Consider the following 16,384-nt stretch of genomic DNA (forward strand, 5'->3'; position numbering starts at 1 on the left):
CATGAACGCCTCCAGAAATGCTCGTACTCTTGCTGTCCGCTTCCGCTATGCGCTGCACCACAGCCGCATGATGCAGATTGCGACGCTGGTCGGCTTCTGGCTGGCGGGTGAAGCTTTTGTGCGCGCGGTCGGTCTGCCCCTGCCGGGTGGTATCATCGGTATGGGACTGGTGCTGGCGCTGCTGTTGAGCGGTCGCGTCAGCCTGTTCAGCATGAAGCGCGGCGCGGAATGGTTTCTCGCCGAGATGCTGCTGTTCTTCGTGCCCGCCGTTCTGGCGATCCTTGAGCACCGCGAACTGATCGGCGTGCTCGGTCTCAAGATCATGGCTGTCATCCTGCTCGGCACGCTGACGGTGATGAGCGTCACCGCATTGACGGTAGACCTCTGCTATCGCTGGAGCCTCCGTTATGCTGCCAAGTAACCCCTTCGTGGCAACGCTATTCTGGTCGGCGGCCACGATCCTGCTTTATCTTGCGGCAAAGCGCGTTTATCGCCGCTTTCCCATGTGGTGGCTGACGCCTCTGGCCGTCACGCCGCTTCTGCTGATGGGGCTGGTGGTCGCGCTCAACGAAAACTATCGCGGCTATTTTGGCGCAACGCACTGGCTGGTAGCGCTGCTTGGGCCTGCAACGGTTGCCTTCGCAATTCCCATCTATCAGCAGCGCGCGACGATCCGCCGGTACTGGCCGGTTCTGCTGGCTGGCGTGCTGGTCGGCAGTTCGTCGGCCATGGCTTCGGCCTGGGGACTGGCGCATCTGCTCGGCCTCAACGAGGCGATCAGCCTCAGCCTGATGCCGCGTTCGATGAGCACGCCTTTTGCGATGACTGTTTCGGGTGATATTGGCGGTACGCCGGACCTGACCGCCATCTTCGTGGTGCTGACCGGTGTTTTCGGTGCGGCGCTCGGCGAAATGATGCTCAACTGGCTGCCGCTGCGTTCGACGCTGGCGCGCGGCGCACTGTTCGGCATGGGTGCGCATGGCGCTGGCGTGGCGAAGGCCCACCAGATCGGCAGCGAGGAAGGTTCCATCGCCGGTCTCGTCATGGTGCTGGTTGGACTGGTGAATGTGCTGGCTGCGCCGCTGATTGCACAGTTCCTGTAAGTTTCTGATATATAAAGATAAAAAAACTGAACAGGCGCCCGTTTTGCGGGTGCCTGTGCAATTTTGGCGACTGCCTGTTTCTTGAGCATTGTCGAATTTGCATAACTGACATGCATTATTAACCGTTGTTGAAAAATGAGCCACCGGTTAGAACTTGGTCATCGAGTTCACTCCTCCTCCCAGAACTCGATACCGGAATACGGCACTCCTCCTCCCAGCCGTATTCGAAGATCAGGCCGCGCATCCTCCTCCCGCGCGGCCTTTTTCTTTTTCTGAACCTCCCCAGACAAGCACTGTTCCCGTACCGCACTTTGACCGCATGCGTTGACAATCCGTCACCGCATAGCCCCATGGGCAATCTGCGCTGGCTGTATTATCTCTCCTGCAACGCATGAAGCATTTCCAGCAAAAGTGCGAAGCAGTTTTGCGTTGGATAATGCGTGAAAACAAACAGATAGAGCGGTCCCGATGATTCCCTTAAAACAGGGACCGCTCTCGGGAGATCGCAATCATGACCAGTGGCATCCATCATCTCACGCTGATCACGCGCAAGGTGCAGGCGAATGTCGATTTCTATGCGGGCTTTCTGGGTCTGCGTATCGTCAAGCGAACGGGCGGCTTCGAGGATGCGGAGCAGCTGCATCTGTTCTATGGCGACCGCTCCGGCACGCCGGGCTCCCTGATCACCTTTCTGGTCTGGGAAGACGGTTCAAAAGGCCGCGTCGGTCACGGACAGGTCAGCGAAATTGCGCTTTCCATCGACCGGACGGCCATCGGCTTCTGGCTGGAGCGCGCCTTGCGTCATCACGTACAGTCCGAAGGTCCCGTGCAGGAATTCGGCGAACCGGTTCTGCGGCTGCGCGATCCCGATGGCGTGATCGTCAAGCTGGTCGGCAGTGATCTGGCAGCCAATGATCCGTGGTCCGGCGAGGGTATTCCGGCTGAATTCGCCATTCGCCGGATACGCTCCGCCACCATCCTGTCGGAACAGCCAGAACAGACTGTCGCTTTTATCGAGCGCTATTTCGGCTTTCACCGTCAGGGGAAGGAAGAAACCATCGACCGGCTTGTGTCGGATTCCGGCGACGCCATCGATGTGCGCGATGCGAGCGGCTTCTGGCCTGGCATTCCGGGAACCGGCATTGCCGATCATGTGGCCTTTCGCGCCAGCACGACCGACGATGTGACAACGCTGGAAAAGGAGCTGTCGAAGCTCAATTCCAGCGAGGTCAACGTGCACGACCGCAAGTATTTCACCTCGCTCTATGTTCGTGAGCCGGGCGGAACTTTGTTCGAATTTGCCACCGACGCCCCCGGTTTTACCGTGGACGAGCCGGTGGAAACACTGGGGCAGCTTCTGTTCGTACCGCCGGGCAATGAGAAGCAGGCCCATGCGATCCGCGCCCGCATGCCGCAATTCGGCCTGCCGGGTGAGGAGCGGGTGATCTATCGCGATCTGCCCTTCGTCCATCGTGTTCATCAGCCGGAAGACCCGGATGGCAGCACGCTGATCCTGCTGCATGGTTCGGGCGGCAACGAGAATGATCTCATGCCGCTCGCCCGCATGGCTGCGCCGCGTGCTACGCTTATCGGTGTTCGCGGTCGCAGCACGGAAGAGGGTATTCAGCGCTGGTTCCGCCGTTTCGACCAGAAGCGGTTCGACCAGAAGGATATCCGTTTTGAAGCGGAAGCCTTTGAGGCTTTTGTCGAGGGCGCGATTGCGGCCTATGACATCGACCCGGACCGACTGGCCTTTATCGGCAATTCCAACGGGGCAAACCTGCTTGCAGCCTTCATGCGGCTTCATCCGCATATCGTGCACAAGGCGGTTCTCCTGCGTGCTTCGGAAGTGCTGGAAGAACAGCCGGATGCCGATCTGTCCGATGCTTCCGTTCTTCAGTTGAACGGTGCAGCCGATCCGTTCGGCGATGCTTCTGGCGCATTGGCAAAGGCGTTGCGGGATGATGGTGCCGATATCGACGTTCGCGCAATCGAGGGTTGGCATGGTCTGACCGACGACGATATTCGGGTCACGGCTGAATGGCTGAAACAGAAACTCTGAGTGCTTGTCGATCAAACAACGAAAAGGGCCGCCGGATCTCTCCGGCGGCCCTTTTTACTTTTTAGTCTAATGGCTTGAGGCCTTTTTCGATGGCTGCGCGCTTGCTTTCCAGGAAAGGCGGCAGCGACAGGCTTTCACCGAGGCTCTCCAGCGGTTCGTCGACGGCAAAGCCCGGGCCGTCGGTTGCGATCTCGAACAGGATGCCATTTGGTTCGCGGAAGTAGAGCGAACGGAAATAGTAGCGTTCGACTTCACCGCTGGATGGCACCCGCAGCGACCGCAGGCGTTCGACCCATTCCTGCATGCTTTCCTGATCGGGCGTGCGGAAGGCGACATGGTGCACCGCGCCCGCACCCTGCCATGCTGTTGGCAGGTTTGGCTGTACGGCGACATGCAGTTCGGCTGCCGCGCCGCCCGGTCCCATCGAGAAGACATGGACATGGCCTTCGCCATCGGGCGAGGCATAGTCGCCGGTCTCGCTCATGTTCATCAGCTTTTCGAGCACGATCCTGGTCGGCGCGAGATCTGGAACGCTGAGCGTGATCGGGCCGAGGCCACGAATCTGCCTGTCGGCAGGAACAGGGCTTCTGTCCCAGCTATGGGCGTCGCCTGCGCCGCCATCGTCGGTCAGCCGCAGACGCTGGCCTTCAGGGTCTTCGAAATCGAGTACGGCGCGGCCAGCCACTTCAAAAATATCGCCGGTTTCGATGCCTTGTTCGTTCAGGCGCTTCTGCCACCAGTCGAGACTTTCGACGCCATTCACGCGCAGACCCGTGCGGGCCACGCTGTTGGTGCCGCGGCGTTCGCGCTCAACCGGCCAGTCGAAGAAGGTGATGTCGGTGCCCGGCGATGCCAGACCATCGGCATAGAACAGATGGTAGGCGCTGGTATCGTCCTGATTGACGGTCTTCTTGACGAGCCGCAGCCCGAGCGTATCGGTGTAAAAGCGACGGTTGCCCGGCGCATTGGCGGTGATAGCCGTCAGGTGGTGCAGTCCGGTAAGTTCCAAAGCCATGATTGCCTCCTTTGTTCAGGGAGTTACGTTTGCTGTTGGTCCCTATATCGGCGGTCAGGGTGTTCGCGAAAAGTGTTAGTTGCTGAACAGTGTGTAACCGATAAGTCGCAGCCGGCCTGTGATCGTTCTGCGGGTGATAAAAGGGGCTTGGCAGAACTTCCCCGGTAAAGAATATGTTAATTTGCAGAATTCGCGGTGTAAAAGAAACTCGGGTTTATTGACGTGGCGCGTCTTGGCTTCCAGAAATCGGTTCTGGTTTTTGGTTGAAGCGGTGGCGTAAAGGGAGCTTGGTTTTGCAGAGCATGTTTCGTCGGGCTGTGCCTGCATTGCTTGTTTTGATGACACTGCTCGCAGGCTGCGCTGGCCGTCCTGAAGGCGTGCTTCTGCCTGTTGGCAACGTGTCCACGCCCGGAGCGACCAAGGTCGACCTCCTCGTCGCGACTACCCGCCGCCCGTCCGACAATCCCGGCATTCTCTTCTCCGGCGAGCGTGACAAGCTGGTCTCTATCAATGATATCGTCGTGTCCATTCCGCCGGAAAAGAACCGCAAGGCGGGTGAGGTGCAGTGGCCGAAGAAGCTGCCGCCCAATCCGCAGACCGATTTTACCACCGTCAGCGTGACGCCGATCAAGACCGATGTTGAAGTGGCAGGCTGGGTTCGCCCGCATCTTACCAAGAGCCGCCGCGTGATGGTGTTCGTGCACGGCTTCAACAACACGTTCGAGGATTCCGTCTATCGCTTTGCGCAGATCGTGCACGATTCCGGGGCCGATGTTGCGCCGGTGATTTTCACCTGGCCGTCGCGCGCCAGCGTGTTCGACTATAATTACGACAAGGAAAGCACCAACTATTCCCGCGATGCGCTGGAGCAGGTGCTGCGCGCCATCGCCCGCGAGCCGGAGGTGAAGGACATCACCGTCATGGCCCATTCGATGGGCAGTTGGCTGACGGTTGAAGCACTGCGCCAGATGGCGATCCGCGACGGGCGTGTGAATGCCAAGGTCACAGACGTCATTCTGGCTTCGCCCGATCTGGACGTGGATGTGTTTGCCAAGCAGTTTCTGGCGATGGGCAAGGATCATCCGCGCTTCACGCTGTTCACGTCGCGCGATGACCGCGCGCTTGCGCTGTCGCGGCGCATTTCGGGCAATATCGACCGCCTTGGCCAGATCGACCCGTCGATCGAACCTTACCGCTCGGGACTTGAGAAGGCGGGTATTACCGTCATCGATCTCACCAAGCTGAAATCGGGCGACAGGCTCAATCACGGCAAATTTGCCTCCAGTCCCGAGGTCGTGCAGCTAATCGGTCAGCGTCTTGTCGCGGGCCAGACCATCACGGATTCGCAGATCGGCCTTGGCGATCGTCTGGGAGCGGTGGCGATTGGCACGGCGCAGGGCGTTGGTACGGCGGCCTCTCTGGTGGTCACAGCGCCGATTGCCGTGTTCGATCCGAAAACGCGCAAGACCTATGACGAGCAGATCGACCGTTTCGGTCGTGCTGTCGGCAATACGGTAGGCGCGGTGGCGACGCCCCAATAAGCAGCCACATACGCCATGCCTTCGCTGTTGTCATATCTGAGCTGACGCTGTAGAACTCGCGCCCATGCATTTTGAGCCGCATTTATGCAATGCCAAATGTTGCATTTGGCTGCAAAATGCGCTGGCCGCGAGGAGGAACGCGCATGCAGATTATCCGCACCATCGAGGAGTTGCGGCAGGTGCTTGCGCCTGCGCGTCGTGCGGGCAAGCGCATCGGCTTCGTGCCGACCATGGGCTATCTTCACAAAGGCCATCTGGAACTTGTTCACCGGTCGCGTGCCGACAATGACGTGACTGTCGTGTCGATCTTCGTCAATCCGCTGCAATTCGGCGCGAACGAGGATCTCGATAAATATCCGCGTGATCTGGAGCGCGATGCCACTCTGTTGCGCGGAGCAGAGGTCGATTACCTCTTCGCGCCAGCAGTCAGCGACATGTATCCGCGCCCGATGCAGACCGTGGTGGATGTGCCCACCCTTGGCAACCAGATGGAAGGCGAGGCGCGTCCCGGCCACTTCGCCGGTGTCGCAACCGTGGTCAGCAAGCTTTTCAACATTGTTGGTCCCGATGCCGCCTATTTCGGTGAGAAGGACTTTCAGCAGCTCGTCATCATCCGCCGCATGGTGGACGACATGGCCATTCCGGTCCATGTGGTCGGCGTCAAGACCGTGCGGGAGGATGACGGGCTCGCCTGTTCGTCGCGCAACGTCTATCTGTCGCCGGAGCAGCGCGCCGCAGCCATCATCGTGCCGAAAGCGCTCGATGAAGCCGAGCGGCTTTATCGGTCCGGTGTGGACGATCCTGACGCGCTGGAAGCGGCAATTCGTGCGTTTATTGCTACAGAACCGCTTGCTGCTCCGGAAGTTGTGGCGCTGCGCGACCCCGAAACGCTGGAACGCCTGACGGCGGTGCAGGGGCGGCCCGTGCTGATTGCGCTGTTCGTGCGGCTTGGCTCAACGCGGCTTCTCGACAATCGCGTTATCGCGCATGTCGCGCAGGAACAGGCGGCCTGAGATGAGCGCACCCGTCAAACAGAAGCGACTGACGCCCAAGGCCGTTTCGGCCCTGAAGGGTGAACGCCCGATTGTCAGTCTCACTGCCTATACGACGCCGATTGCGCGGCTGCTCGATCCGCATTGCGACCTGCTGCTGGTGGGGGATTCGCTCGGCATGGTGCTTTACGGCATGGATTCCACCCTTGCTGTCACGCTTGATATGATGATCGCCCATGGGCAGGCGGTGATGCGCGGGGCCGAGACGGCCTGTGTCATCGTCGATATGCCGTTCGGTTCCTATCAGGAATCCAAGGAACAGGCGTTCCGCAATGCTGCCCGCGTGATGCAGGAAACCGGTTGTGATGGCGTCAAGCTCGAAGGCGGTGAGGAAATGGCCGAAACGGTCGATTTTCTGGTCCGGCGGGGCATTCCGGTGTTCGGTCATGTCGGCCTGATGCCGCAACAGGTCAACACGGTTGGCGGTTTCCGCTCGCTCGGACGCGATGACGATGAGGCCGACCGTATTCGTCGCGATGCGCAGGCTATCGCCGATGCCGGTGTGTTTGCGCTGGTCATTGAGGGCACAGTAGAGCCGTTGGCGCGCGAGATCACCGCATCGCTTTCCGTCCCGACGGTTGGCATAGGCGCGTCGGCTGCCTGCGACGGGCAGATACTTGTTTCGGACGATATGCTGGGGCTGTTTCAGGATTTCACACCGCGCTTCGTGAAGCGCTTTGCACAATTGGCGCCGCAAGTGTCCGATGCTGCAAAAGCCTATGCCGAGGAGGTGCGAGCGCGCACATTCCCTGGGCCGGAGCATGTTTTCGGTGCTAAACCGAAAGCCTGACCTCTCTTTGCTTTTCGCATTATCCTACGCATCGGAGCGGGATCAGAAATCAGTCCAGTGGACTGATTTCCCCGCGTAGGCGCTTCGCACTTTTGCTGGAAATGCTTAAAACCTGTGCCGTATGGCGGTAGCGCCTTGTAATTATTCGTCAATCGCGTTCAATGTCGGAAGTGTTTTCCGGAGTTGCTGTGACCGACGATATTGCCCATACCGAACTGATTGCCGTGCTGGCCGCCGTAACCAGTGAACAGCCGCGCGTCATGACTGTGCGACAGGGGCAGGCTCTTCCCTCTGGCCCGTTCGAAAGTGAGCACCGTTCGTTGCAATCCGGTCTGCGCGCCTGGGTACAGTCGGAAACCGCACATCCGGTCGGCTATCTGGAGCAGCTCTACACCTTTGCCGACCGTGACCGTCACGCACAGGGCGAACGTATCATCTCGATCAGCTATCTCGGCCTTGTGCGCGAAAGCGATGCGGCAGCGGGGCAGGCAGGCTGGCGCGGCTGGTATGATTATCTGCCGTGGGAAGATCACCGTCAGGGCGAACCGGCCATCATGGAGCATCTCAACAATGCGCTCCTTGTCTGGGCCTATCGGGCCGAAACGCCGGAACTCACCGCGCAGCGCATGCGGCGCATCTCGTTCACATTCGGCTTCGACAATGGAGAATGGGGCGGACGCTGGAACGAAGACCTCGTGCTGCAACGCTATGAACTGCTGTTCGAAGCCGGTCTGGTGGCGGAAGCCGGGATGAAGGAAGACGAGAACGGTCGCTCCATGTTTGCCGATCATCGCCGCATCCTTGCCACGGCGATTGCGCGGCTGCGCGCCAAGATCAAATATCGCCCGGTGGTGTTCGAATTGATGCCGGACAGTTTTACGCTTTTACAACTCCAACGGACTGTCGAAGCGCTGGCGGGCCTGCGCCTGCACAAACAGAATTTCCGCCGCCTGATCGAGCAACAAGATCTCGTCGAGGAAACCGGCGAAAGCGACAGCGAAACCGGCGGTCGCCCGGCAAAACTGTTCCGTTTCCGTTACTCGATTGTCGAGGAACGTGCCCTTTCCGAGCGCCATCTGGCCGGAGCCAAGCTGCCAATCTCCCGCGATTGACAATATACTCGAATCGAGTATAAGTTCGTAAACATGAAATACTCAAATTGAGTATAAATGAGCATGCCAGCGTATTTCCAGCAAAAGCGCAAAACGCTTTCGTGTGAGGTTGATGCGTAAACGCATGTCGATGAGCTGGGAGGCTCGCACATGAACGATCATGTTTCCGTTTCGCAACTCTATGACCGCGTGGCCAAGGTGCTGCCCAAGGCGGAGTGGCTGGGCTTCGAAGACGATGTCGCGGCCATTCTCGAGCTGAAGAAAAAGCGCAATGCCGTCATCCTTGCGCATAATTACCAGACGCCGGAAATCTTCCACTGCGTGGCCGATATTGTCGGCGACAGTCTGGCGCTGGCGCGCAAGGCTGCGGAGGTCGATGCCGATGTGATTGTGCTGGCGGGTGTGCATTTCATGGCCGAGACGGCCAAGCTGCTCAATCCAGGCAAGACGGTGCTGATTCCCGATATGGCTGCGGGCTGTTCGCTGGCCGACAGCATCACGCCGGAAGATGTGGCGCTGTTGCGCGAGGCGCATCCCGGCGTGCCGATCATCACCTATGTCAACACATCTGCTGCCGTGAAGGCGGCATCCGATATTTGCTGCACCTCCGGCAATGCCAAAAAGGTGGTGGAGTCGCTTGGCGTACCGCGCGTGCTGATGATCCCCGACGAGTTTCTGGCGCAGAATGTGGCCCGCGAAACCGATGTCGAAATTCTCGCCTGGCATGGCCATTGCGAGGTGCATGAGCGGTTCACGCCCGACGATATCCGCGAATTGCGCGAAAGCCACCCCGGCGTGGTGGTTCTGGCCCATCCCGAATGCCCGCCGGAAGTGGTGGCGGTTGCCGATTTCGCCGGTTCCACGGCGGTCATGTCGGACTATGTCGGCGAGAAGAAGCCGCAGCGTGTCGTGCTTTTGACTGAATGCTCGATGAGCGACAATGTTGCTGTCGATCACCCGGATGTCGAGTTCATCCGACCGTGCAATCTCTGCCCGCATATGAAGCGGATCACGCTCGCCAATATTCGCGATGCGCTGGAAAACAATCGCCACGAAGTGACGGTCGATGCCGCACTGATGGAGCCTGCCCGGCGCGCCGTCGAGCGGATGCTGGCGGTATGACTACGACCCCGCTCCCGGTCCTCGTCATTGGCAGCGGCCTTGCCGGTCTGATGACGGCGCTGACGCTGTCTCCACAGCCGGTGTTGCTGGTGACAGCGGGAAGCCTCGGCCTGTCCGGTTCCAGCACGCTGGCGCAAGGCGGCATTGCCGCAAGTGTTGGCGCGGATGACAGCGCGGCATTGCATCTGGCCGATACGATTGCGGCTGGCGACGGCCTGTGTGACCGGGGCGTGGCTGCCGAAATCATAGCAGCAGGCGCGGACGTCGTTGCTGCGCTGGAAGCGCATGGCGTGCACTTCGACCGCAAGACGGACGGTTCATTTTCACTCGGTCTGGAGGCCGCCCATAGCCGCCATCGCATTGTGCATGTGGATGGCGATGCGACAGGGGCGGGCATCATGCGTGCTCTGACCGCCAAGGTTCTGGCGACGCCTTCAATCACCGTCATGGAAAACACCCGCGCTCTCCGGCTCATGCGGCAGGATGGTCGTGTCGTCGGTGCCTGTCTTGAAAATGTCGGCCCGGTTGCAGCAACTGCCGTGGTACTGGCGACGGGCGGGATCGGCGGACTTTATAACGCAACAACCACGCCGCTCGGCAATCTAGGCCAAGCTGCGATATTGGGGGCCGCTCTGGCAGGCCGCGCAAGCGCTGTGCTTGCCGATATGGAATTCGTGCAGTTCCACCCGACCGCGCTAGCCGTTTCTGCGCCGCGCCTGCCGCTGATCAGCGAGGCCGTGCGCGGGGAGGGCGCTCAACTTGTCAATGATCGCGGTGAGCGCTTCATGGCGGATGTTCCGGGCCGCGAGCTTGCGCCCCGTGATGTGGTGGCGCGTGCCATTGGCAGCGAGATAGCGCAAGGGCGCAAGGTCTATCTCGATGCACGCTTGGCTCTGGGTGCGCGGTTTGCAACGCGGTTTCCCGGTATCGATGCGCTTTGCAAACAGCATGGCATCGATCCGTCCCGCGATCTGATCCCGGTCAGACCGGCCACGCATTACCATATGGGCGGGATCAGGGCCGACGCCGACGGGCGCAGCAGCCTGCCGGGTCTCTGGGCCGTGGGCGAAGCGGCCTGTACCGGCCTGCACGGCGCCAACCGGCTTGCCAGCAACTCGGTGCTTGAAGCCGCCGCGATGGGGCTGCGCGCCGCCCGCGCGCTTGGCGATGAAGAGGCGGTCGCCGTGCGGCATCCCGTGCCTGTCAGCCTGCCCCAGAGTTCCGATCCCGAACCGGTTCGGCGCATTGTTTCCAGTCATCTTGGCCTGCTGCGTGATGAAGAAGGTTTGCGCTCTGCAATCACCACCCTTCTCCCCCTCGCGGAGACCGACGATGCCGCAGCCGTAGCGCTGGTCGCTGTGGTTGCGGCATTTGAACGACGCGAGTCGCGCGGCAGCCATGCCCGCACCGACCACCCGCAGAAACATGCGGAGGCCAAGCGTCGCTTCCACACTTTCGAGACGGCATTCGCCCTTGCCCGCGACATCGCCGCCCCCGAACGCTTACTTCAACGAATTTCAAGGACTGCATGATGAACCTGCCGCGCTTGTCTCCGCTTGTCGTCGAACCGCTGGTGCGCGCCGCACTTCTGGAAGATCTGGGGCTTGCTGGCGATATTACCAGCAATGCGGTGGTGCCGGAGGATCACCGCTCGGCCATGCTGTTCAGCTTGCGTCAACCGGGCGTCATCGCCGGGCTGGATGTGGCCGAAATGGCGTTTCGTCTGGTCGATCCGGATGTCACATTCGAACGTCTGGCGCGGGACGGTCAGTCTCTTGAAAAAGGGGCGGATGTCGTCCGCGTTTCTGGCTCCTCCCGCTCCATTCTGGCGGGGGAGCGGACGGCGCTCAATTTTCTCGGTCACCTCTCCGGCATTGCCACGGCGACGGCCAATCTGGTCAAGGCTGTTCAGGGCACCAAGGCGTCCATCGTCTGCACGCGCAAGACGACGCCGGGGCTGCGCGCCTTGCAGAAATATGCGGTGAGGGCAGGCGGCGGCATGAACCACCGTTTCGCGCTCTATGATGCGGTGCTGATCAAGGACAATCACATCGCGGTCGCTGGCGGTGTGCGTGAGGCCATCGAACGCGCCAAGGCCGGTGCCGGTCACATGGTCAAGATCGAGGTCGAAGTCGATACGCTGCAACAGCTCGACGAAGCCATGGCGACGGGCGTGGATGCGGTGCTGCTCGACAATATGTCACCTGCGCAATTGCGCGAGGCGGTATCGGTGATCGGCGGGCGCGCCATTTCGGAAGCCTCCGGCGGCATCACGCCGGAAACAGTGGCGGCGGTCGCTGCCAGCGGTGTCGATCTGATCTCGGTTGGCTGGACCACGCACAGTGCTCCGAACCTCGATATCGGGCTCGATTTCGAAGAGCTGAAATGAAAAAAGGGAGGCGATTGCCTCCCTTTTCTATTTGCAGACCTGCAAAATTTACTTTTCGACGAAAGCCTTTTCGATCACGAAATGACCGGCTTCGCTCTGGCTGCCTTCCTTGAAACCGCGCTCTTCCAGAAGCTGCTTGGTTTCAGCCAGCATTTCCGGGCTGCCGCACAGCATCACACGATCATCTTCCAGATTGAGTTCCGGCATGTCGATATCGGTGAAAATCTGGCCGGAGCGAATGAGATCGGTCAGGCGTCCGCGGTTCTTGTAAGGCTCGCGGGTGACGGTCGGGTAATAGATGAGCTGCTTTGCCGCCATCTCGCCGAGGAATTCGTCCTGCGGCAATTCGTTGGAAATGAAATCCGTATAGGCCAATTCTGCTACCTGACGCACGCCATGAACGAGAATGATCTTCTCATAGCGCTCATAGGCTTCCAGATCGCGAATGATCGACAGGAACGGCGCGAGGCCGGTGCCGGTCGAGAGCAGCCACAGATTCTTGCCGGGTTTCAGATTGTCATAGAGCAGCGTGCCGACCGGCTTCTTGGACAGGATGATCTGGTCGCCAACTTTCAGATGCTGGAGCTTGGAGGTCAGCGGACCGTTCGGCACCTTGATCGAGAAGAATTCCAGCCCGTCCTCATAGAGGCTCGAGGCAATGGAATAGGCGCGGGTGAGCGGCTTGCCGTTCACTTCAAGGCCCATCATGATGAACTGGCCGCTCTGGAAGCGGAAGCCCGGATCACGCGTCGTACGGAAGGAAAACAGCGTGTCGGTCCAGTGATGGATATCGGTGACGGTTTCCTGATTAAAGTTGCTGCTCATCTTCGGAACTGTCTCTGTTGTTCTCCGGCACCACGCTTGGGAGGACGGCGCCTTATGGATTGGGTCGGTTGGTTTGGTCTTTATCGGTCATTGCTGCGGCCCGCCCGCATAGATGCAACTCCGTGGAGTTTGCATCCTGAACAGGCAAGCCGCTTTGACCGCAATCAATATAAGCGCGTCAGGCTGCCTTCAGGGTGGCTTCCGCGAATTCGTAGTTGGCCAGCTTGTCGAGGAAGTTCGTTACATAGTCAGGCCGACGATTACGGAAATCGAGATAATAGCTATGCTCCCAGACATCAAGCCCTAATAGCGCCTTGCCTTCACCGGTTGCCAGCGGATTGGAGCCATTTGGCGTCTTGGTGACCTTCAACTTGCCGTCATTGGCCAGAACCAGCCACGCCCAGCCCGAGCCGAACTGGCCGACAGCCGCCGTCTTGAAGGCTTCCTTGAACTGGTCGACGCCGCCGAAATCCTCGACGATCTTCTTTTCCAGCGCGCCCGGAAGGCGTCCGCCGTTTGCCGACAGGTTCTGCCAGAACAGATCATGGTTCCAATGCTGGCCGGCATTGTTGAAGACCGGAGCGAGATCGGCCTTGTCTTTCGCAAAGAGCACGATTTCCTCAAGCGACTTGCCCTTGAGCGCATCGTTCTTCTCGACGAAGCCGTTCAGCGCCGTTACGTAGGCCTGATGATGCTTGCCATGGTGCAGCTCAAGTGTTTCGGTGCCCATGCCGACGCCTTCAAGAGCGTTGGTCGCATAGGGAAGCGGAGGCAAGGTGAAGCTCATTTTAGACTCCTTGATATACAACTATCTTGATAATTCAGATCGGATCGCTTAATTTAACAAGATAATGCTTCTTTAAATCGAAAACAGGCAATATGTCAAGGAATGACTTTCTAAATACGGACCTTTCGGGAGCACGTTCGCCCGCAGAACGCATCATGCTGGCGCTCAAGATGCGCGGTGCGCAGACGGCTGCCGCAATCGGCGAACATCTCGGCACGACGGGCGAGGCGGTGCGCCAGCAGCTGGTGCGGCTGGCCGAGGAAGGTCTCGTTGCGCCGCATTCCGTTTCGCAGGGCGTTGGCCGTCCGTCGCAGTTCTGGGATCTGACGGAAACCGGCAATAAGCGCTTTCCCGATACCCATGCCGATCTGACCGTGCAGCTTCTGCATTCCGTGCGCACCATCCTTGGTGAAGACGCGCTGGAAACGCTGGTTGCGCATCGCGAGACTGAAACCCGCCGCCAGTATCATGCGCGCCTCAAGGACATGGCTTTCGACGAGCGCGTCAAGGCGCTTGCAGATATCCGCTCGACCGAAGGCTATATGGCCGATGCCGAGCGGCAGGAGGATGGTTCGTGGCTTTTTGTCGAGAACCATTGTCCCATCTGTGCCGCCGCTGATGCTTGTCAGGGTTTTTGCCGGGCGGAGCTTCAGGTGTTTGAAGCGGTTCTCGGCCCGGATGTGTCTGTTGCCCGTACCGAGCATATTCTGGCCGGGGCGAGGCGCTGCGCCTATGTTTTTACTCCGGCCAGTCCTTCCTGATCAGCACGATGCCGCTTGCGGCTGTCTTGCGCTGTGCACCAAAGCCAGCGCGGACAGGAATGCCAGCGTCGACATGACCGCAAAGCCGGAGAACAGCCACATGGCGGCATTGGCGGTGCCTGCAAACCCGCCCGGATTGCTGAGGCCTGCCATATTGGCGATCATGCCTGCCAGCGATGCGCCGAGCGCAGTGGTGAAAAGCTGCACGGTGGTGACGGAGGCTGACGCCAGATTCTGGTCGTCCGCATCGGCGCGCTTGAAAATACGCGTCAGAAGATGCGGCCATGTCATGCCCACGCCGAAGCCGATGACCGCCAGCGCCAGACAGATCGGCAGCAGGCTGACCCAATGACCGTCGCTGCCGACGGGGACCAAAGCGGCAAGCGTGACCATGCCCGCTATGCCCATCAGCGGCGCGGCGATGATCACCCGGTCAACACGACCGGAGGAAACACCTGAAGAACCGATGGAGCCGAGCGTCCAGCTTCCGCCCATGATGGCGGCCAGATAACCGGCGACCAGGGGCGACTGGTTGTGCAGCACCTGGAAGAACAGCGGCACGAACACTTCCGCGCTGGTTACCGAGGCGCTGAGGAAGGCGAGCGTGAGATAGAGCGCGCCGAGGCGGTGAAGGCTGAACGATCCTTTGGGAAGAATACGCCGCGACGAATTGCGCTCGATGATGAAGAGCAGGAGCAACAGCACGACAGCCAGCGCGACGCCTGCCGCATTCATGACGGCATTGACCGAAATACTGGCGGCTGAAACGGCAAGGACTGCCGCCGTCAGCAGAATGAGCTGCGGCCAGGCCAGTGGTGCGCGGCTGCCAGCATCGCCGGAGGCGCGCGGCAGCACAACCATGGCCATGATGGCGAAGATGCCGATCACCGGCGCCAGCGACCAGAAGGCGGCGCGCCAGATGCCAAGCTCGGCGAATATGCCGCCAATCGCCGGACCGACGAGGGTTGCAACGCCCCACATGCCGGAAACAAGGCCAATCGCGCGGGGCCACAGGTTTTCGGGAAAGACGATGCGGATCATCGCATAGGAAAGGGCCAGCATCATGCCGCCGCCAAGGCCTTGCACCGAGCGCCCGGCCAGCATGACCGGCATGGATGGCGCGAGACCGCAAGCCAGCGTACCGGCTGCAAAAATAATTGCCGCCATCAGATAAGCACTGCGCGGACCCGCTTGCGAAAGCAGGCGCGGAACGAGCGCCGAACCGAGAATGGATGCCGTCACGAATAGCGCCGTGTTCCAGGCATAATAATCCATACCGCCAATATCGGCGACGACCGTTGGGAGGATGGTCGTCGCGATGAATACGTTGATGGCGTGCAATGCGACGCCGCCGACAAGGGTGAGCGACCGGATGGCATTCTTACCGGCAAACAGGTCTCCCCAACCGGCGGGCTGGCCGCTAGCGGATGTTTGGTCCTGCATGATTTTTTCCTTACACATCTGAATAACCGGACATGGAGGGCCAAAAATGCCCCTCGATCCGAACTGCATGCCAATCGCTACGCCTGCCCTATTAATTTGTCAAGCAAATGCTTGTTTAATTATCCGGGTGACTTTTCAGGCAATGATAGAGCCGTCAATCGAGCGCAGGAAGCAGGGCCTGTGCACAAAGACTTTCAATCAAAACAAGGGAGAAGCTTGTAAGGGGTTCAAATTCTGGCGAAAAGCTCTATATCAGGGCCAACCGTTGAAGGCAGGGCAGCCAAAACAGAAGTGATCCGCGACAGCTTATGGGGAAATTTTTCTCGATGGCGCTGTGGCGGATTTGTGTTTCTGTCACAAGCTTCCTATAAGCCTTTGAATA

Annotated in this window: 15 protein-coding genes; 11 read left to right on the forward strand and 4 right to left on the reverse strand. The window is 59.7% G+C overall.

The window, feature by feature from the left end; translation table 11 throughout:
- Nucleotide 1 precedes the first annotated feature (1 nt).
- From FGI60_RS15905 to FGI60_RS15915, 3 genes are all read left to right on the forward strand, one after another.
- Nucleotides 2-421, forward strand: a complete 420-nt coding sequence (locus tag FGI60_RS15905; protein ID WP_138786022.1) for a CidA/LrgA family protein — start codon at nt 2-4, stop codon at nt 419-421.
- Complete coding sequence (locus FGI60_RS15910) at nt 408-1,103, forward strand: LrgB family protein (RefSeq protein ID WP_078337936.1); 696 nt, start codon at nt 408-410, stop codon at nt 1,101-1,103. The genes FGI60_RS15905 and FGI60_RS15910 overlap by 14 nt, the downstream gene beginning before the upstream one ends.
- A gap of 511 nt (nt 1,104-1,614) precedes the next feature.
- Entirely contained in the window at nt 1,615-3,165 is a 1,551-nt protein-coding gene (locus tag FGI60_RS15915; protein WP_138786023.1) for a VOC family protein, read from the forward strand.
- A 61-nt stretch (nt 3,166-3,226) separates the two neighbouring features.
- Here the strand turns inward: FGI60_RS15915 and FGI60_RS15920 are convergent, their stop codons facing one another.
- On the reverse strand, nt 3,227-4,180 hold the full coding sequence (locus FGI60_RS15920) for a ring-cleaving dioxygenase (RefSeq protein WP_138786024.1): 954 nt from the start codon (nt 4,178-4,180) through the stop codon (nt 3,227-3,229).
- A gap of 302 nt (nt 4,181-4,482) precedes the next feature.
- On the opposite strand from FGI60_RS15920, the gene FGI60_RS15925 reads away from it, so the two are divergent.
- The 7 genes from FGI60_RS15925 to nadC all read left to right on the forward strand — a co-directional run bounded on the left by FGI60_RS15925 (nt 4,483) and on the right by nadC (nt 12,186).
- Entirely contained in the window at nt 4,483-5,721 is a 1,239-nt protein-coding gene (locus tag FGI60_RS15925; RefSeq protein WP_138786084.1) for an alpha/beta hydrolase, read from the forward strand.
- Nucleotides 5,722-5,864: 143 nt separating this feature from the next.
- The gene (gene panC, locus FGI60_RS15930; protein WP_138786025.1) at nt 5,865-6,734 is read left to right on the forward strand and encodes a pantoate--beta-alanine ligase; all 870 of its coding nucleotides are present in this window, start codon (nt 5,865-5,867) and stop codon (nt 6,732-6,734) included.
- Between the two features lies 1 nt (nt 6,735).
- Entirely contained in the window at nt 6,736-7,563 is an 828-nt protein-coding gene (gene panB / locus FGI60_RS15935; RefSeq protein ID WP_138786026.1) for a 3-methyl-2-oxobutanoate hydroxymethyltransferase, read from the forward strand.
- Nucleotides 7,564-7,724: 161 nt separating this feature from the next.
- A complete protein-coding gene (locus FGI60_RS15940) occupies nt 7,725-8,675 on the forward strand; it encodes an NUDIX hydrolase (protein WP_078337943.1) in 951 nt (316 codons plus the stop codon).
- A 150-nt stretch (nt 8,676-8,825) separates the two neighbouring features.
- Nucleotides 8,826-9,797 (forward strand): quinolinate synthase NadA, encoded by a 972-nt coding sequence (gene nadA / locus FGI60_RS15945; protein WP_138786027.1) that lies wholly within the window; start codon nt 8,826-8,828, stop codon nt 9,795-9,797.
- Nucleotides 9,794-11,329 (forward strand): L-aspartate oxidase, encoded by a 1,536-nt coding sequence (locus tag FGI60_RS15950; RefSeq protein WP_138786028.1) that lies wholly within the window; start codon nt 9,794-9,796, stop codon nt 11,327-11,329. Before nadA ends, FGI60_RS15950 begins: the two co-directional genes overlap by 4 nt.
- On the forward strand, nt 11,329-12,186 hold the full coding sequence (nadC, locus tag FGI60_RS15955; protein WP_138786085.1) for a carboxylating nicotinate-nucleotide diphosphorylase: 858 nt from the start codon (nt 11,329-11,331) through the stop codon (nt 12,184-12,186). The genes FGI60_RS15950 and nadC overlap by 1 nt, the downstream gene beginning before the upstream one ends.
- A 48-nt stretch (nt 12,187-12,234) precedes the next feature.
- Here nadC and FGI60_RS15960 read toward each other — a convergent pair whose 3' ends face one another.
- A complete protein-coding gene (locus FGI60_RS15960; protein ID WP_078337945.1) occupies nt 12,235-13,011 on the reverse strand; it encodes a ferredoxin--NADP reductase in 777 nt (258 codons plus the stop codon).
- A 178-nt stretch (nt 13,012-13,189) separates the two neighbouring features.
- Complete coding sequence (locus tag FGI60_RS15965) at nt 13,190-13,798, reverse strand: superoxide dismutase (RefSeq protein WP_078337946.1); 609 nt, start codon at nt 13,796-13,798, stop codon at nt 13,190-13,192.
- Between the two features lie 155 nt (nt 13,799-13,953).
- Here FGI60_RS15965 and FGI60_RS15970 point away from each other — a divergent pair, with 155 nt between their 5' ends.
- Nucleotides 13,954-14,559, forward strand: coding sequence for a helix-turn-helix transcriptional regulator (locus FGI60_RS15970; RefSeq protein ID WP_138786029.1), 606 nt, complete (start codon nt 13,954-13,956; stop codon nt 14,557-14,559).
- Here the strand turns inward: FGI60_RS15970 and FGI60_RS15975 are convergent, their stop codons facing one another.
- The gene (locus FGI60_RS15975; protein WP_138786030.1) at nt 14,560-16,002 is read right to left on the reverse strand and encodes an MFS transporter; all 1,443 of its coding nucleotides are present in this window, start codon (nt 16,000-16,002) and stop codon (nt 14,560-14,562) included.
- Nucleotides 16,003-16,384 lie beyond the last annotated feature (382 nt).

Origin of the sequence: Brucella haematophila (assembly GCF_005938105.1) — a bacterium.
GTDB classification, from domain to species: Bacteria; Pseudomonadota; Alphaproteobacteria; order Rhizobiales; family Rhizobiaceae; genus Brucella; species Brucella haematophila.